Genomic DNA, 17,639 nt, shown 5'->3' with positions numbered 1-17,639 from the left:
ATCGTGATTGGAGTTGGCCGGTATTGAGTTTCGGGAGAGGCGTCCCCCACTATTCAGCCCTTGCTTATTCAACGGATGGATTTCACGGCATGCTGGATGCTAACGCTACCCATATTTCCCTGACGATCGAAGGCGCCTCGGTCGATCTTCAGGTCCTCAGTTTCGTTGGCCGCGAAGCCCTCAATCAGCCCTTCTGCTTCGATATCGAACTGGTCAGCGCGCGTCCCGACCTCAAGCTCGAAGAACTGCTGCACAAGCCGGCCCGCCTGACCTTCGGCGGCTTAGGCAAAGGCAGTGGCAAAGGCCTGATCCATGGCCTGGTGTACCGCATCGCCCAGGGCGATTCCGGGCGCAAGCTGACCCGCTACAGCATCAGCCTGACCCCGCAGCTCAACTACCTGCGCCACAGCGTCAACCAGAAGATCTACCAGCACCTGAGCGTGCCGAAGATCATCGCCCAGGTCCTCGAAGCCCGCGGCATCCTGGCCGACGCCTACAGTTTCCAGCTCGGCGCCACCTACCCGGAACGGGTCTACTGCACCCAGTACGACGAGTCCGACCTGCACTTCATCCAGCGCCTGTGCGAAGAAGAAGGCATTCACTTCCACTTCCAGCACAGTGCCGGTGGCCACAAGCTGGTGTTCGGCGACGACCAGACGGTGTTCCGCAAGCTGGCGGCCGTGAACTACCAGCAGGACTCCGGCATGGCCGCCGAACAGCCGGTGATCAAGCGCTTCAACCTGCGCCTGGAAACCCGCACCAGTCGCGTCAGCCGCCGCGACTACGACTTCGAGAAACCACGGCTGCTGCCCGAAGGCGCGGCCAAGTCCGGGGCCATGCCGGACCTGGAAGACTACGACTACCCCGGCCTGTTCACCCAGCAGGCCCGCGGCAAGCAACTGGCGACCCGCGCCCTGGAACGCCACCGCAGCGACTACCAGTTGGCCGAAGGCAAAGGCGACGAGCCGAGCCTGCTCAGCGGCCACTTCCTGACCCTGGCCGAACACCCGCGCAGCGAATGGAACGACCTGTGGCTGCTGCTGGAAGTCATCCACGAGGGCAAGCAGCCGCAGGTACTGGGCGAGAACATCACCAGCGATGTCACCAGCCACAAGGACGACTTCCACCAGGGCTACCGCAACCGCTTCCTCGCCACGCCCTGGGACGCCCACTACCGCCCGCCGCTGGAACACCCGAAACCCAAGTCCCTGGGCAGCCAGACCGCGGTGGTCACCGGGCCCAAGGGCGAAGAAATCCATTGCGACCCGTACGGGCGGATCAAGGTGCAGTTCCACTGGGACCGCGATGGCCTGGCCGACGACAACACCTCCTGCTGGGTCCGCGTCGCCAGCGGCTGGGCCGGCAAGGCCTACGGCGGCATCGCCATCCCGCGGATCGGCATGGAAGTGCTGGTGACCTTCCTCGAAGGCGATCCCGACCAGCCCCTGGTCACCGGCTGCCTGTACCACAAGGAAAACGTGGTCCCCTACGACCTGCCGGCGAACAAGACCCGCAGCACCTTCAAGACCCTCAGCTCGCCGGGTGGCAAGGGCTATAACGAACTGCGCATCGAAGACAAGAAAGGCGCCGAGCAGATCTACCTGCACGCCCAGCGCGACTGGGACGAAAACGTCGAGCACGACCAGCGGATCCGCGTCGGCAATGAACGCCACGACACAGTCGAAGCCAACACCCTGACCGAACTCAAGGCCGAAGAACACCGCATCACCCACCTCGACCGCAAGAGCGAAATCCGCGCCAACGACCACCTCACCGTGGCCGTCACCCAGCACGCCAACATCGGCACCGCGCAATTCGTCGAGGCCGGCCAGGAGATTCACTACAAGGCCGGGAGCAAGGCCGTGCTGGAAGCCGGCGCCGAACTGACGGCCAAGGCTGGCGGCAGCTTCGTCAAGCTCGACGGCGGTGGCGTGACCATCAGCGGGGCGAATGTGAAGGTCAATTCCGGCGGCGCACCGGGGGTGGGGACAGGTATTGCTTCTCTCTTACCACTCATTCCCGGCGCAGTCGCTGTAGACAGTGCCGGTAACTTGATGGAAAGCGCCAAGGCCAATCCAACCTGGCTCGAACTGAACCTGCACTATAAAAACCTTGAACCTGTTCCTGGTGCGTCCTATCGCGTCGAGTTTGCCGATGGTTCTACTCGTGAAGGTGTTTTGGATGCAGATGGTTTTGCCCGTCTGAAAGATGTCCCCAAAGGTCCCGCCAAAGTTTACTACGGCGAAGACCCACGATCTTATGATCGAGAGGCAGTCAAGGTCGTTGAAAGTTCTGATGAAAAGATCAACGAAGACTTGCGCAAGCTGGGGCTGGATCCTGATCAGATAGATTTGCAGGCATTGATTGAGCAAGCGGCAGGGAGGCTGGTATGAGCGGTGTCACAAATATTTCAGGAACCAATGATCGTAAGGAGGCCTACAAGGAGGCGGCGGTCGAATTGGCCAAGGGCATTGCCTTGGGGGCTGTCCCCTTTCTCGGTCAAGCGATTGATGCCTACGACACCGTAGAGTCCTGCGTGCTGTTGTACAAATCCAATAGCGAGTCCGCAAAGGAAGATGCTCAGTTCGACTTGTTGCTGGCAATTATCGGATGGGTGCCTGGACCTGGAGACGGGCTGAAAAAAAGTCTGCGTATCGTCAATCGCAACCCACAACGATTTGCCCCAGTATTATTCGACCTTCTACGCTTTGTCCTTGATGAGTGCGGCATCAAATCCAGCCCTGAGGCATTGCTCGAACAGATGTTCAATGCTGGAAAGCTGAAAGCAGAAATCGACGACATCATCGGTGGAGTTAAAGGTTCCAGTGCCTTCAAAAGTCTACCCAACTGGACTCAATCAGCCGTTGTAACAGTGCTTGCAACATCGCGTGATAACATGCCAGCCATGATTGGAATCGTTGAAAAGCGATTAAAAAAGTGGAAAGGCATGCAACGTAACAGTTCAGCAAGCTCATCCGGTACAAGTCGGCCTGCTCAAGGGAAAAAGCCGGCGAACAGAGATGCAGCTGTTGCCAATAGTGGTAAAGATGGGGCGAGCAGCACTCACTCAAATAAGATTGATAGTTCCAATGTCGGAACTCAGGCCTTGTCTAGTATCCTTAATGAAGGGCTGGGTGTAAGTGGTGAGCACATTGCTGACTATATTTGTGCTGTACAGTTTGGATGGGGGAAGGACTGGGACGGGCATGATAAGGGCAGTGATGGAAAATGGCTTGAAGGAACCCCTGATGCATCCAAGAAGGGCAAACTTTCACAAGGTGGAAGTCCAAAGACAAGGCATGTTCTTTACAAACTAACGGATGGCGCAAACGGTACGGGTATCGATGCTGTGTGGCGTGCCAATCCTGCAACCAACAATGGAGAAAAGTTTGCCATTGTTGAGGCAAAAGCGAGTCGCGATGAGGATGCTCCGAAGTTCATGCGCAAGCCGAATAATACACGTAAGCCCGGAGTTGGATCTCGACTCGGCGTATCTGGCCTAAGCGATCCTAGTGAGCTGATTGAACCGGTTGAAGATAGCTCGACTCAACCAGGGAAAAACACCCGCACAGTTGTCAAAGGAAAGAAAAGCGCCTCGCCGCAAAAAGTCAGTCAAGGGACAACGGGCAAAGCTAAAAATATTTTGGTTCAAATGAGTTCAGAATGGATAGCTGAAAACATTGGTAAAGCGGTATCAGGGCGTCTATTAGCAGCACAGGTAATCAACTCCTACAGCCGCCATCTCTTTTATGCTCCGCTTTATCACCCTAGCTTGAGCCCCAAAGAGCACGCACAAGCACGACTGGACGGTGATATTGAAAGTGCTCATGCAAAACATGAAGCATTCCATTATGGCGAAGGCGAAATAAAGTCATTTGTCAATAAGCGCAAGAGGTCGCTAACAAAAAAATATGGCGCATCAAAAAATTTAAAGATCGAGGCTTAAACAAATGACCAAAAGACAAAAATTTCTAAGTGACAGTCAGTATGGAATTTTTTTGAAGGAGTCCGATGAGGTAATCAGGTTCTTTGAGTCCAATCGTTTCAAGTCTGAAACTGACGAAGAAGAAAAGTCTCTCAGAGCAAGACACTTTCAACTATTGACTCTTGATAGATTATTCATCACCTATACCGCAGGCCAGCCAATAGAGGCTCTTTTGCCGATATTGGAGAAAGTAATTGAAGGGTACGAGACTTGGCAGAGAGCACTGGCCTTACATGAGGGAGTCATAAATATTTCGCCTCTTGCAATTGATGACTGGTCTTACCAATACGAAGAGTGCGTTCAAGTTATTTCTCTTTGTATCTTGCTGCACCGCAAGGACTTATTGAAGCGTTTTGTAGCCTTGATCGATCAAGCAGGTTATGCAGGCGACGATACGCTATACGAAGATCTACTTGGAAAAGTCCTTCCAGAAAGACATGACGTGGATCAGTGGTACCATGACTCATATACTCTTTTGGTTCGTGCTATTTATGCAAGCAGTCAAAATGAAGCATCTGAACTATTAAAAAACTATTGTAAAGACTGGTACTCTGAGTTTGAACAGGCGCCTTGGCATGACTCTCACTTACAGGGTGACGAAGGCAATTATGTCGGCTATTGGGCTTTTGAAGCTGCGGCTGTAGCTTTTTTGTATGATATTGACGACAGTCAAATTGACAGCATGGTTTATCCAAAAGACTTGACTGAGTACGCTAGAAACTATAAATCGCTGAATTCACCTCAAGTTAATCGTATTGAGTCAGGCAAGCCCTGCAGTAAGTCAGGTTATTGGTTTACCCCTGCTCAATCCAATTCTCGGCGCTATTTCAACCAAGGTGAGATCATGCCGAGTTTTAGTGGCTCCAACTGGGGCGATACGCTTTGGTACTGGTCAGGCGAGAAGTAAAAAGACAGGGGGCTGGTTTATAAGAATGCATTACACATGCCTTGAAAAAAGCTGAGCAAGCAAAAGCCTAGCGAGTAAATATGATGCATCAGTGCTCGCTGAGAGAAGAAGCTTGAATATGAAAAGAAGACAACGTTTCATTACTGAAAGACAGTATAAAAATACCTTGGCCTACTTCGCGGAGGAAGAAAGTTACTGGCAGAACCACGCCATGGAAACTGACTCGCCTGAGCAGGAGAATGCGCTCAAGGCACGGCGTATTCAGCGTTCAACCCTGGCAGCCCTGGTTATTCAGTACACCGCTGGCGAGGCTATCGACTCCCTTAGGCCACAACTGGAGAAGGTGATCACCAGTTATGAGCATTATCAATCGACCTTGGCAGCCTACGAAAATATCGCAAATATTTCGCCTCTGAACATCGAAGACTATCCGCATCAATTCGAAGAGTTTGTCCAGATTGTAAGCTTGTGCATATTGCTGCATAGAAACGACTTGTTATCCCGCTTTGTCAGGCTTTTTGATCAGGCTGGCTATGCGGGTGAGGATACCCTTTACGAAGACCTGCTTCGTCCCTGCCTGCCTGAGCGTTATGACGTCGATGAGTGGTATCACGCGGTCTATACCCCTCTGATCCGAGCGATCTACAGCGAAACCAAAAGCGAAGCTTCGCAACTGTTGAAACAGTACTGCAACGAGTGGTACCCCGCGTTTGAACAGGCACCTTGGCATGACAGCCATCTGGATGGCGAAGAAGGTAGTTACTTTGGCTATTGGGCATTTGAAGCGGCTGCTGTTGCTTTTCTATATGGAATCGATGATCGCGAAGTCGACCATATGGTCTATCCAAGGGATTTGGTCGAATACGCTAAAAACTATAAGGAGCAGTCGGGAGGGCTGGTGGGACGTATTGAGTCAGGCAAGCCCAGCAGTCGCTCGGGCTACTGGTTTACACCTGCCCAGACTGGCTCTCGTCGCTATTTCAATCAAGGGGATATCATGCCTTGCTTCAGTGGTTCGAATTGGGGCGATACGCTTTGGTATTGGTCAGGCGAGAAGTAGAACTGAGCAGGGGCTCTTTTAGGATTCTCTAAGCGAATCATCACAGACACCGTGTCTTGACTGAAAGTGCCCCGCAAACAGGGGCACTTCGAGTTCATCCAGTGGTTGTGATTAAGCTCGAACCTTCCAGCCCATCACGTCCATCAGGTCGCAACTGTCGCGAAGCAGAATGGCGCTGGCGTTGGCCATGTGTTGCAGATCGACGCAGTCGGCATCTTTCAGTTCTACCCGTGCGAGGCTTTCCATCAATTGGGTGACGGCGAGCAGGCGGGCGCTGCTATTGGCGTGGAGGACATCGAGCGGGGCGTTTCTGTCGATCAGCAGGCAGGGGATCGTGCAGTCGATGCTGGTGAGGGGGATGTATTGCTTGTTCATGGGTAACTCTCCTTGTTTTCAAGAAGCCGCCCGGTATCCGTCGCCAAACAAATGAGGGTGGCAGCTGTGCGCGGGTTGGCGAACCGGTGAAACTCAAGGAAAGAACCGGCAGACCCGAAGGTCTCCCACGCACAGCCACCATTGAGCTTTTGCGAAGGCATAGCTTCGCAGAAGGCTAAAGGCACTGAGGTGCTTTTCCAAAATTTCTTTTCCAGGTCGCCAAACCCGGTCGCCATATGGGCGAGCGGGGACTATAAGGTGCCGGCTTCAGGAGGCGCAAATCGAGGTTATTTGCAAATCTTGCAGGATCAGTTTCGTAGTCAGTCCTCTCCCTCGTGCTGCAGTTCGAACAGCAGCAGCGAGCGCCCGGTCACCGAGTACGGGTGGCCGAACTCGAAGCGTTCCTGGCCTTTCACCGAAGGCTGGTTGGTGTCGAGCATGCAGGTCCAGAAGCCGCCATCGGGCACTTCCGGCAGGCAGAAGTTGACGATGTCGTGATGGGCGTTGACCACCAGCAGCAGGGTCGCGTCGGCGCCGGGGCGGCGGATTCCGGTTTCCTGGGCGCGGCCGTCGAGCAGCATGCCCAGGCAGCGGCCGTGGCTGTCCTGCCATTGTTCGATGGTCATTTCGCTGGCGTCCGGGGCGAGCCAGGTGACGTCCTTGACCCCGATGTCCTCGTTGTAGTTGCCCACCAGGAAGCGTCCGCGGCGCAGGATCGGATAGGCCATGCGCAGCTTGACCAGGCGCTTGACGAACTTGAGCAGCGACTTGCCGTCGTCGTCCAGGTCCCAGTTGACCCAGCCGATTTCGCTGTCCTGGCAATAGGCGTTGTTGTTGCCGTGCTGGGTGCGGGCGAACTCGTCGCCGGCGACGAGCATCGGCGTGCCCTGGGCCAGCAGCAGGGTGGCGAAGAAATTGCGCATCTGGCGCAGGCGCAGCGCATTGATCTGCGGGTCGTCGGTGGGGCCTTCGACGCCGTGGTTCCACGACAGGTTGTGGTTGCTGCCGTCCTGGTTGTCCTCGTCGTTGGCTTCGTTGTGCTTGTCGTTGTACGACACCAGGTCGTGCAGGGTGAAGCCATCGTGGGCGGTCACGAAATTGACAGAGGTATAAGGCCGCCGGCCGCGCTGGTTGAACATCTCGCCGGAGGCGGTCATGCGCGCGGCGAAATCGGCGAGCTGGCCGTCGTCGCCTTTCCAGAAGGCGCGCACGGTGTCGCGGAACTTGTCGTTCCATTCCACCCAGCCCGGCGGGAACCCGCCCACCTGATAACCGCCGGGGCCGATGTCCCACGGCTCGGCGATCAGCTTCACCTGGCGCAGCACCGGGTCCTGGCGGCAGGCCACGAGGAAGCTGTGGCGCTCGTCGAAGCCATCGTGATAACGCCCGAGAATGGTCGCCAGGTCGAAGCGGAAACCGTCGACGTGCATTTCCGTGGCCCAGTAGCGCAGCGAGTCGGTGACCATCTGCAGCACGCAGGGGTGGCTCAGGTCGAGGGTATTACCGGTCCCGGAGTCATTGATATAGAAGCGTTTGTCGTCGGGCATCAGGCGGTAGTAGGAGGCATTGTCGATGCCGCGCATGGACAGGGTCGGGCCTTGCTCGTTGCCCTCGGCGGTGTGGTTGTAGACCACGTCGAGTATCAGTTCGAGCCCGGCTTCGTGCAGGTGCGCGACCATTTCCTTGAATTCGGCGATCTTGCCACTGGCCAGGTAGCGCGGGTCGGGGGCGAAGAAGGCGATGCTGTTGTAGCCCCAGTAATTGGTCATGCCCTTGTGCAGCAGGTGCTGGTCGTTGACGAAGGCATGGATCGGCAACAGCTCCACCGAGGACACCCCGAGCTTGCGAATGTGCTCCAGCACATCGTCGATCATCAGCCCGGCGAAGGTGCCGCGCACCGCTTCCGGCACCGAGGGATGACGCATGGTGAAGCCGCGCACGTGAGTCTCATAAATGATCGTTTTGTCCCAGGGCACGCTGACCCGATGATCGTGGCCCCAGGTGTGGGCCGGGTCGATCACTTTGCATTTCGGCACGAAGGGCGCGCTGTCGCGCTCGTCGAAACTGAGGTCGGCATCGGGATGCCCGATGGTGTAGCCGAACAGTGCCTCGGACCATTTCAGCTCGCCCACCAGTTGCTTGGCATAGGGGTCGATCAACAGTTTGTTGGGGTTGAAGCGATGACCGTTGGCCGGGTCGTAGGGGCCGTGCACCCGGTAGCCGTAGATCAGCCCGGGATGGGCGTCGGGCAGGTAGCCGTGGAAGATCTCGTCGGTGTATTCCGGCAGTTCGATGCGTTCCAGTTCGACTTCGCCCGTGGCATCGAACAGGCACAGCTCGACCTTGGTGGCGTTGGCCGAGAACAGCGCGAAGTTGACCCCCAGGCCGTCCCAGGTCGCGCCGAGCGGGAAGGGCAGGCCTTCGCGGATGCGCGAGGGCTCGGTCGCTGGCGAGGTTTTCGGCGTGGTGGCTGTTTTGGACGTGGTCATGGAGGCTCCTGGGAATCAGATGGGCGAACAGGCTCCCTGTGGCGCACGGGCGCGCCACGCACATGGGCAAGGCCGGCAGTGGAGGGTGGCGCGAGCGCCTTGGCGAAAGGTCGTCAGCTGGCCGCTGGCTTGCGCGGTGCTCGTGGCTTTTTCGCCGCGCTGCTTTTGCCTCCGGGCGGCACCTTTTCTCCAGGAGGCGTCCTTTCTCCAGGAGGCACAAGGGGTGCCGCCGCCGCGGGTTTGGCGACGGCCTTGGGCTTTGCCGCGGGCTTGCCAGGCTTGGCGCTGGCGGCGCGGGTCGCCTTGGGCGGCTTGCTCGGGGCCAGGGCCTCGGCTTCGGCCAGCTTGCGGGCCATTTCCCAATGCCGGTGTTCCTGGCCGTCGGGCCGGCCTTCCGATTCCCAGATTTGATAGGCGAACTCACGAATGCGTTTGTCGTCGGTACTCATCGCAATGCTCCTGAACTGAACTCAAGTTTGGATGAAGAGGTTGACCGGGAAATCCCGCAATGCGCTGCTGATCATCAGATCCTTGTGGGGTGTGACTGCCCCCGTGGAAAAAAGTCCCTTCAGGTTTTGCCCTGGTGCGGCGAATGGCAGATGCACTCGCGTATCGCCCCAATCCGGCGCGTCGACCCGGGGATGCGCGCCGCTTTCCAGCAGCCCGGCGACCAGCCTGGGCACTATCACCACGGCGCGCTGGCCCTGGTGTTCGCGCATGAAGGCCAGCACCTTGTCGGCGTGTCGGCCCTGTACCGGTAGCGGCAGGTAAGTGCCCCGGCGAAACAGCTGCGGGTACTCGCCGCGGCGCTTCAGCGTGGCGGCGATCAGGGCCTGCTTGATGCGCCCGTCGCGCCAATTCGCCAACAGTTCCATGGTTTCGCCGCAGGGGTCCAGAGCCTGCTGTCGGGTGGCGAAGTCCACCGGGCGACGGTTGTCCGGGTCCACCAGGCTGAAGTCCCAGAACTCGTTGCCCTGATACAGGTCCGGCACGCCGGGCACGGTCATGCGCAGCAAGGATTGAGCCAGGCCGTTGAGGGCGCCAGCGGGCGCGATGCGCTGCACGGCCGCGCCTATGGCGCTGCGTAACGGCAGGCCCTCGGGGCTGAGCAACAGCCGCTCGATAAACTGGTGGACCGCACTTTCATAGGCCTCGTTGGCCGCCGCCCAGCTGCTGTGCAGCTTGGCTTCGCGCAGGGCTTTTTCCTGCCATTGCCAGAGGCGCCGGGCATAGTCCCGCAGGCCCTGGCTGTCGTCGCTGTGCAGTTCCAGTGGCCAGCTGCCGAGCAGGGCCTGATAGAGAATCAGCTCGTCACCGGCGCCGGGCGCCTGGGGATCGCTGCGCAGGGCCTGGGCCAGGCTGCGCCAGTGTTCGACCTGTGCGACGTACCAGGGGCTGAGTTCGCTGAGCACCGCCAGGCGCGCGCGGGCATCTTCGCCGCGCTTGTGATCGTGGGTGGCGCTGGCCAGCAGGTTGTCGGGGAAGGTCGCCAGGCGCTCGCGGCAGACCGCGTGGAAAGCTTCCACCGGGGCGCAGAACTGCTCGGTGGAAAAACCCACGTCGTTGCGCGACAGCAGCACCGCCGAGCGATAGAGCGCGGTGTCTTCCACCGCCTTGGCCGCGGTCGGCGAGGTCAGTTGCTGGAAGCGCACGCAGGCATGCTTGAGCACCTTGCGCTGGCGCCCCGGTGGCAGCTGGCGCCAGCCGCGGCCGCCGAGCCACTGTTGCAGGTAGGCCAGCACCGGCCAGTCGGCTTCGCCCAGGGTGTCGCGGGCGCCTTGCAGGGCCTGCTGGAAAAACGCCTCGTCCGCCGCCGAGCGCCCACAGGCGCCGATGTAGGTGCGGTACACCGGGAAGTGCACGATCAGTTCCTGCAAGGCGCGGCGGATGGCGCCCAGGGTCAGGTCGCGGCTCATCACGTCGTTGCGCGCCACTTGCAGCAGGGCCTGGGCCACGCTTTCGAAGTCGCTGGCCAGCGAGCCGTTGAGCAACTGCTGGCGCGCCAGCCGGGCTTCTTCGAGAAAGGCCGCCGGGCGTTCGCTGTGCCGGCTCCAGAGTTCGGCCAGAGGCTCGGCGCCTTGCGGGTCGTGTTGCAGCAGCGACAGCTGGTTCATGAATTCATAGCCGGTGCTGCCGTCCACGCACCAGTCGCGGCGCAGGGTTTCGCCGGCGCCAAGGATCTTTTCCACGTAGATCGGCAGGTGCTGGCCGGGGCGCAGCGCGTCGACCCGGCGCCGCAGTTTGCGGCAGTAGCCGCGGGGATCGGCCAGGCCGTCGATATGGTCGATGCGCAGCCCGTCCACCAGGCCGGCGGCGATCAGCTGGAAGATTTTCCCGTGGGTGGCCTCGAACACCGCCGGGCGCTCGACCCGCAGCCCACCCAGTTCGTTGATGTCGAAGAAGCGCCGCCAGTTGATGTCGTCCGCCGCGGTGCGCCAGCTGGCCAGGCGATAACTCTGTTGCTCCAGCAGGGCGTGCAGGCGGGCGAAGCCCTCCGGCTGGCGCGCGTCATACTGCGCCAGCTGCTGCTCGATGGCCGCGCGGACCTGTGGGGCACTGGCGGCGTCCTGCAATTGCCGCTGCAAGGGGTCGGCCTGGGTGTGGGCGTCGGGTTGGTAGCGCAGGGTGCTGAAGGCATCGGCCAGTGGCTTGAGGCGCTCGGCCGATTCGGCGTCGAGTTCGCCCGGGACCCGCAGCAGCTCGCCATAGTCGCTGGGGCAGATCGGGAAGTGATGCTGGTAGTGCTCGACATGGAATTCGCCCCGTTCGGCATCGAAGCACAGCCGCAGCGTGCCCTCCTGCAGGGCCACGCCGTAGTCGCTGCCGAGGAACGGCAGCAGCAACTGGCCTTCCATCAAGGGGTCGGGGGAGTGCCACTGGATGTCGAAGAATTCGCCATAGGGGCTCAGGCGCCCCCAGCGCAGCAGGTCCTGCCACCAGGGGTTGTCCGCGCCGCCGACCGCCATGTGATTGGAGACGATATCCAGCAGCAGGCCCATGTCGTGCTGGCGCAGGCTGCGGACCAGGCGCTCCAGCGCGGCCTCGCCACCCAGCTCGGGGTTGACCCGGGTCGGGTCGACCACGTCGTAGCCGTGCATCGAGCCGGCGCGGGCGCACAGCAGCGGCGACGCGTACAGGTGGCTGATGCCCAGGCGGGCGAAGTAGGGCACCAGCGGCACTGCGTCGTCGAGGCTGAAGCCGCGATGAAACTGCAGGCGCAAGGTAGCCCGCACAGGCCGGGTCGTCGCTTGGTTCATCGGTCGCGCTCGTGGGCTTGCAGCCGGGCGCAGGCCAGCAGTTCCAGGCGGCGCGCGGCGTCCGGGTCGTCGAGCAAGGCCGCGCTGCTGCCGGCCAGGCGCCGGCGCCAGTTGGGATGGCTGTCGAGGGTGCCGGGCAGGTTGGCCTGTTCGTCGATGCCCAGGGCGTCTTCCAGGGGCAGCAGCACCAGCGGCGCACGGGTATGGCCGAGGAAGCGCACGCTGGCGTCCACCACCTGGTCGGCTTCGTGAGTGTCCTCACGAAAGTTCTGCGGATCGCGGCTCAGGGCGTGGCGCAGGCCCTCGCGTTCGCGCTGGCGGTGTTCGCGCCAATGGGTTTCGCCGCTTGCGTCCACCAGGCCCAGGCGCGCGCTCCAGTCGATGTCGCGGCCCTGCCACCAGCCGTTGAGGGTCGGCAGGTCGTGGGTGCTGGTGGTCGCCAGGGCATTGTCCGGCCAGTCGAGGATCGGCCGGAAATGCGTGCCGTGCTCCTGCTCGAACAGCAGCACGCGCATGCCGAGCATGGCCCGCGCGCTGAGTTTTTCCCGCAGGCCGTCGGGCACCGTGCCGAGGTCTTCGCCGAGGACGATCGCCTGGTGCCGGTGCGACTCCAGGGTCAGCAGGCGCAACAGGTCGTCCACCGGGTAATACAGGTAGGCGCCGTCGCAGGGCGGGGCGCCGAGGGGGATCACCCACAGCCGCTGCAAACCCATCACATGGTCGATGCGCAGGCCGCCGGCATGGGCGAAGTTGGCCCGGAGCATTTCGATAAAGGCGTGGAAGCCATTGCGCACCAGGCCCTCCGGGGAGAAAGCGGAAATGCCCCAGCCCTGGCCCTGGCGATTGAGAATGTCCGGCGGCGCGCCGACGGTCAGCGCCGCCAGCAGTTCGTCCTGGCGGCTCCAGGCCTGGCTGCCGCCGCCGTCGGCGCCCACCGCCAGGTCGGCGATCAGGCCGATGCCCATACCGCTGCTGCGGGCGGTGCTCTGCACGCGCTCCAGGCAACGGGCGATCAACCATTGGCAGAAGGCATAAAAGCCGATGTCGCTGGCGTGTTCCACGGCGAAATGTGCCAGCGCCGGGCTGCGCGGGGTGCGCCAGGCATCGGGCCATTCGCGCCAGTCGAGGCTTTCGCCACGGGCCGCGCGCTGGGCCTGGATGGCTTCGAAGCGGCAGTGGTTTTCCAGGGCCTCGCCGCTGGCGTGGCGGAAACTGGCGAAGTCCTGGTGCAGCGGATGTTCGCCCTGGCAGAAGCCTTCATAAAGCGCGCGCAGGACTTTCTGCCGGGCCTGGGCCGCCACCGGCCAGTCGACCATCGGCTGTTGTTCCAGCTGTTGCAGCTGCGGCCCCAGGCCACTGGCGTCGATGGCGCTGCGCCAGGCCCGCTCGCCGAGAATGGTCCCGGGCGCGGCGTACAGGCTGTTGAGAAACAGCCGGCTGGACGGCGAATAAGGGCTGTAGCGTCCGGTATCGCTGCTGAACATGGCATGCAGCGGGCTGATGGCAATGGCCTCGGCGCCCCGTTCGCCGGCGACCCGGACCAGGTCTTCGAGCGCCTGGGTATCGCCATAACCGCCATCGCCGCTGCGGCGCAGCGAATACAGCTGCACGCTCAGGCCCCAGGCGCGGGGCGTGGCCTGGTCCACGGCATCGGCGACGCTGTAGCAGCGCTCGGGCGCCACGGCCAGGGTGAAGTGCTGGCCGGCGATGCTCACCTCCTGGTAACCCACTGGCACCAGGCCCGGCAGCATGGAGTTGGCGTCCAGCTTGAGGTTGAGCACGCTGCCGTCTTCCAGGCGAATTTCGCAGGGCGTGTCCGGGGCGAAGTAATGCCCCAGGTCCAGGCCCTGGCCGGCATCGGCGGTCAGCAGCGGTGGCAGTTGCCGGCTCTGTTGCACCTGTAGCAGCTGGCGCAGGCTGGCTTCGATCTGCCGGTCGTTGTCGGCCGGATGGCCGAGGCTGGCCAGCACGCTTCGCAGCACCCGCGGCTCGACCCGTTGCGGGCGGCCGTTGGCGTCGATCCAGTCGACGGCCAGGCCGGCTCGGCTGGCAAGGATTTCCAGTTGCGCGTCGCTCATGGGCGTTCTCCGTCAAGGTCAGGCAGTGGGGCGGCCGCGCCGAGGCTGACCAGTGCGCTATAGGGGGCGAGATAGCCTTGCTGCAAGCGTTCGAACGCCTGGGCCGGGTAATCGAACAGGCGCTGCGTGGTATTCGGTGGCCGCTGTTCGACCTGGTGCGGGCTCAGGTTGAGGTCGATGCGCAGCTCCTGGCCATTGCCCAGGCGCCAGCGGGCACACAGGGCACCCTCGGCCAGCACCTCGGCGCCCAGGGCTTCGGCGCCGGGCAGGCAGGGCACGATGTGCTCGCGGCGCAGTTGCAACAGTTGGCGATACAGCGCCAGGGTCTGTTCGCCCTGGGCTGGGTCCGCCTGCGGCCTCGACGCGAGGAAGGTGGCCGGCGCGTTCGGGTCGGGAATCTGCTCGCGTTTATGCGGATCGGCGAAGGCGCTGAAGGCGGCGAATTCGTCGCGCCGGCCTTCGCGCACCGCATCCGCCAGTTCGCCGTGGTGGCTGGTGAAAAACAGGAAGGGCTGCGGCGCCGCCAGCTCGTCGCCCATGAACAGCAGCGGAATCATCGGCGACAGCAACAACAGCACCGTGGCCGCCCGCAACGCCTGTGGCTCGGCCAGGCGCACCAGGCGTTCGCCGAAGGCGCGGTTGCCGATCTGGTCGTGGTTCTGCAAAAACAGCACGAAAGCGCTGGGCGGCAGGTGGCCGCTGGGTTCGCCGCGAGCGGTGCCGTGGCGCGTGACATGGCCCTGGTAGGCGAAGCCCTGGCTCAGGCAGCGCGCCAGTTTCTCGGTGGGGCGTTTGGCGAAGTCGGCGTAGTAGGCGTCGGTTTCGCCGGTGAGCAACACATGCAGGGCGTTGTGGCCGTCGTCGTTCCACTGCGCATCGAAGTGCTGCTCCAGCAGGCTGGCCTGGTTGTACTCGTTTTCCACGGTCAGCCAGACCTGTCGCGCCGGGTCGATCCGTTGGCGTACCCGCTGCGCCAGTTCGGACAGGAAGTCCGGGTCGTCGATCGCATGCACCGCGTCCAGGCGCAGGCCGTCGAAGCGGTACTCCAGCAGCCACATCAGGGCATTGTCGATAAAGAAGTCGCGTACCGGCTGGCGGCGAAAGTCGATGGCCGCGCCCCAGGGCGTATGCCGGTCTTCCCTGAAGAAGGCCTTGGCGTAGTGCTGCAGGTAGTTGCCGTCGGGGCCGAAGTGGTTGTAGACCACGTCGAGCATCACCGCGAGATCCAGGCCGTGGGCGCAGTCGATCAGGTGCTTGAGGTCGTCGGGCGAGCCGTAGGAGGCTTCCGGCGCATAAGGCAGGACGCCGTCGTAGCCCCAGTTGCGATCGCCGGGAAACTCCGCCAGGGGCATCAGCTCGATGGCGGTGATGCCCAGCTGGGCCAGGCGCGGCAAGTGTTTTTCCACTTCGCGGTAACCGCCCAGCACCCCCACATGCAACTCGTAGATCACCGCCTGGTGCCACGGCCGGCCTTGCCAGTGCGGGTGCCGCCAGCGATAGGCCCGGGGATCGACCACCAGGCTGGGGCCATGGACATCGCCGTCCTGGGCCCGGGATGCCGGGTCGGGGACGCGGATCTCATTGTCGATGTTGAAGCGGTAGCGGGTGCCGGGCGGGCAATGGCCGACGACCATGAACCAGCCGTTGGCCTGGGGCAGCATGGGCAGCGACACGCCGTGTTCGAGTTCGACGCTGACGTGCTGCGCATCCGGCGCCCAGAGGGCGAAGCGGGTGCGCTGGGCATCGAGTGGAACGGTGCCGTGGGGCCAGGTTTCCAGTGTCCTTGACGGCATCTTGGGGTGCCCTCTCAGGGTTTGGCCGATTTTCCCAAGGCCTTGGCCACCAGCTGTTCATAGAGTTCGGCGTAGGGTTCCACCGCCTTGCACCAGTTGAAGGGCGCGGCCATGGCCCGGCAGCGCATGGCGTTGAGCAACTGCGGATAGGCGAACACCTTGAAGGCGCGGCTCAGGGCTTCTTCGTAGCTGGCCACCGTGGACTCGTCGAACAGAAAGCCGGTGACGCCGTTCTCGATGGTGTCGGCCAGGCCGCCGGTATTGCGCGCCACCGGCAACGAACCGAAGCGCTGGGCGTACATCTGGCTCAGGCCGCAGGGCTCGTAGCGCGAAGGCATCAGCAGGAAGTCGCTGCCGGCGAACATGCGGCGGGCGTCGGTTTCGTTGAAGCCGATATTCACCCCGATGCGCCCGGGGAAACGCGCAGCCAGGGCGCGCATGGCCTGTTCTTCTTCCGGTTCGCCGCGACCGATAATGGCGATCTGGCCGCCGGACTTGACGATGTACTCGGCCACGCCTTCGGTGAGGTCCAGGCCTTTCTGGTAGACCAGGCGCGAGACCACGGCGAACAGCGGGCCGCTGCCGGGGTCGAGGCCGAACATCCGCCGCACATGGGTGGCATTGGCGGCCTTGCCTTGCCAGTCGCCGATGGCGAAGGGCGTGGACAGGTGCGGATCGGTGGCGGCGTCCCAGCTTTCGTCGATGCCGTTGGGGATGCCGCTGAGCAGGCCTTGCTGGGTCTTGCTGGCGAGGAAACCGTCAAGCCCGCAGCCGAAGGCCGGGGTGGTGATTTCCTGGGCATAGGTGGCGCTGACGGTGGTGATGTGGCTGGCGTAGGCCATGCCGGCCTTGAGGAACGACAGCTTGCCGTAGAACTCCATGCCTTCCTGTTGCAGGGCGTGTTCGGGAATGCCCAGCTCCGGGCAGGAGGCCAGGCTGACCACGCCCTGGTACGCCAGGTTGTGGATGGTGAACAGGGTCGGCGTGCGTTGCCCGCGCCAGTGCATATAGGCCGGCGCCAGCCCGGCGGGCCAGTCATGGGCGTGCACCAGGTCCGGGCACCAGTGGATCTGCGCCAGGTTGGCGGCGATGTCGGCCGCGGCCAGGCCCAGGCGGGCGAAGCGGATATGGTTGTCCGGCCAGTCGCGGCCGTTGTTGGCGCCGTAGGGCGTGCCTTCGCGCTCATAGAGTTCGGGGCAGATCAGCACATAGATCACCAGGCCGTCGGGCATGTCCATGCGCCCGATCTTGCAGGCCGGCAGGGCCGCGTGGCCGCCCAGCTCACCAATGATATGAATCGGGTTTTCGCTGTGCATCACCTGCCGGTAGCCGGGGATCAGCAGGCGTACATCGTGCAGGTGCGCCATGGCGCGGGGCAGGGCCGCCGAGACGTCGCCCAGGCCGCCGGTCTTGACCAGGTCGGCGATTTCCGAGGTGACGAACAGGACCTTCTTGCGATTGGGGTTGTGGTGGATCAAGGGCAGTGACGTCTTGCCACCTGGGGCGAGAATCGATGTGGAGGCCGTCTCACCGGCCAGCGGCAGAGGATGCTTTCCCTGGGTTTGCAATACGGCACTGGTCATCTGTTTCTCCCGTTTTATTGATCTGTTCCTGGCATCTGCCGGCGGTGTCAAAAGGCCAATCCGGTGGCCGGGCACAAAAACGTTGCACATGCGAAAGCCGAACGCAGCCTCA

Annotated in this window: 11 protein-coding genes; 4 read left to right on the top strand and 7 right to left on the bottom strand. The window is 61.9% G+C overall.

Annotated elements, in window-relative coordinates:
- Positions 1–89 precede the first annotated feature (89 nt).
- From NRG23_RS04885 to NRG23_RS04870, 4 genes are all read left to right on the top strand, one after another.
- Complete coding sequence (locus NRG23_RS04885) at positions 90–2,393, top strand: type VI secretion system tip protein VgrG (RefSeq protein WP_257373869.1); 2,304 nt, start codon at positions 90–92, stop codon at positions 2,391–2,393.
- Positions 2,390–3,946 (top strand): hypothetical protein, encoded by a 1,557-nt coding sequence (locus tag NRG23_RS04880; protein ID WP_257373868.1) that lies wholly within the window; start codon positions 2,390–2,392, stop codon positions 3,944–3,946. Before NRG23_RS04885 ends, NRG23_RS04880 begins: the two co-directional genes overlap by 4 nt.
- Before the next feature lie 4 nt (positions 3,947–3,950).
- The gene (locus NRG23_RS04875) at positions 3,951–4,892 is read left to right on the top strand and encodes a PoNe immunity protein domain-containing protein (RefSeq protein WP_080710537.1); all 942 of its coding nucleotides are present in this window, start codon (positions 3,951–3,953) and stop codon (positions 4,890–4,892) included.
- A 118-nt stretch (positions 4,893–5,010) separates the two neighbouring features.
- Complete coding sequence (locus NRG23_RS04870) at positions 5,011–5,952, top strand: PoNi-like cognate immunity protein (protein ID WP_257373866.1); 942 nt, start codon at positions 5,011–5,013, stop codon at positions 5,950–5,952.
- A gap of 111 nt (positions 5,953–6,063) precedes the next feature.
- Here the strand turns inward: NRG23_RS04870 and NRG23_RS04865 are convergent, their stop codons facing one another.
- From NRG23_RS04865 to glgA, 7 genes are all read right to left on the bottom strand, one after another.
- On the bottom strand, positions 6,064–6,327 hold the full coding sequence (locus tag NRG23_RS04865; protein WP_038632173.1) for a hypothetical protein: 264 nt from the start codon (positions 6,325–6,327) through the stop codon (positions 6,064–6,066).
- Between the two features lie 320 nt (positions 6,328–6,647).
- Positions 6,648–8,816: a glycogen debranching protein GlgX gene (gene glgX / locus NRG23_RS04860; RefSeq protein WP_257373864.1), complete on the bottom strand. Its 2,169-nt coding sequence runs from the start codon at positions 8,814–8,816 to the stop codon at positions 6,648–6,650.
- Between the two features lie 113 nt (positions 8,817–8,929).
- Complete coding sequence (locus tag NRG23_RS04855; RefSeq protein ID WP_028682412.1) at positions 8,930–9,265, bottom strand: DUF2934 domain-containing protein; 336 nt, start codon at positions 9,263–9,265, stop codon at positions 8,930–8,932.
- A gap of 21 nt (positions 9,266–9,286) precedes the next feature.
- Positions 9,287–12,073 carry a malto-oligosyltrehalose synthase gene (locus tag NRG23_RS04850; protein WP_257373863.1) on the bottom strand — a complete coding sequence of 929 codons (2,787 nt, stop codon included), beginning with the start codon at positions 12,071–12,073 and terminating at the stop codon, positions 9,287–9,289.
- Positions 12,070–14,151: a 4-alpha-glucanotransferase gene (gene malQ, locus NRG23_RS04845; protein ID WP_257373862.1), complete on the bottom strand. Its 2,082-nt coding sequence runs from the start codon at positions 14,149–14,151 to the stop codon at positions 12,070–12,072. Before malQ ends, NRG23_RS04850 begins: the two co-directional genes overlap by 4 nt.
- On the bottom strand, positions 14,148–15,944 hold the full coding sequence (treZ, locus tag NRG23_RS04840; RefSeq protein WP_257373861.1) for a malto-oligosyltrehalose trehalohydrolase: 1,797 nt from the start codon (positions 15,942–15,944) through the stop codon (positions 14,148–14,150). Before treZ ends, malQ begins: the two co-directional genes overlap by 4 nt.
- Before the next feature lie 14 nt (positions 15,945–15,958).
- Positions 15,959–17,527, bottom strand: coding sequence for a glycogen synthase GlgA (gene glgA, locus NRG23_RS04835; RefSeq protein ID WP_257373860.1), 1,569 nt, complete (start codon positions 17,525–17,527; stop codon positions 15,959–15,961).
- Between the last annotated feature and the right edge of the window lie 112 nt (positions 17,528–17,639).

Origin of the sequence: Pseudomonas sp. T8 (assembly GCF_024610635.1) — a bacterium.
Lineage (GTDB): Bacteria > Pseudomonadota > Gammaproteobacteria > Pseudomonadales > Pseudomonadaceae > Aquipseudomonas > Aquipseudomonas chlororaphis_I.
Note: the sequence above shows the minus strand (reverse complement) of the source record. Positions and strands in the feature narration are given on the sequence as shown.

Coding starts and splice junctions, on each gene's coding strand:
- NRG23_RS04885 (WP_257373869.1), top strand. CDS start 90: ATGCTGGATGCTAACGCTACCCATATTTCCCTGACGATCGAAGGCGCC.
- NRG23_RS04880 (WP_257373868.1), top strand. CDS start 2,390: ATGAGCGGTGTCACAAATATTTCAGGAACCAATGATCGTAAGGAGGCC.
- NRG23_RS04875 (WP_080710537.1), top strand. CDS start 3,951: ATGACCAAAAGACAAAAATTTCTAAGTGACAGTCAGTATGGAATTTTT.
- NRG23_RS04870 (WP_257373866.1), top strand. CDS start 5,011: ATGAAAAGAAGACAACGTTTCATTACTGAAAGACAGTATAAAAATACC.
- NRG23_RS04865 (WP_038632173.1), bottom strand. CDS start 6,327: ATGAACAAGCAATACATCCCCCTCACCAGCATCGACTGCACGATCCCC.
- glgX (WP_257373864.1), bottom strand. CDS start 8,816: ATGACCACGTCCAAAACAGCCACCACGCCGAAAACCTCGCCAGCGACC.
- NRG23_RS04855 (WP_028682412.1), bottom strand. CDS start 9,265: ATGAGTACCGACGACAAACGCATTCGTGAGTTCGCCTATCAAATCTGG.
- NRG23_RS04850 (WP_257373863.1), bottom strand. CDS start 12,073: ATGAACCAAGCGACGACCCGGCCTGTGCGGGCTACCTTGCGCCTGCAG.
- malQ (WP_257373862.1), bottom strand. CDS start 14,151: ATGAGCGACGCGCAACTGGAAATCCTTGCCAGCCGAGCCGGCCTGGCC.
- treZ (WP_257373861.1), bottom strand. CDS start 15,944: ATGCCGTCAAGGACACTGGAAACCTGGCCCCACGGCACCGTTCCACTC.
- glgA (WP_257373860.1), bottom strand. CDS start 17,527: ATGACCAGTGCCGTATTGCAAACCCAGGGAAAGCATCCTCTGCCGCTG.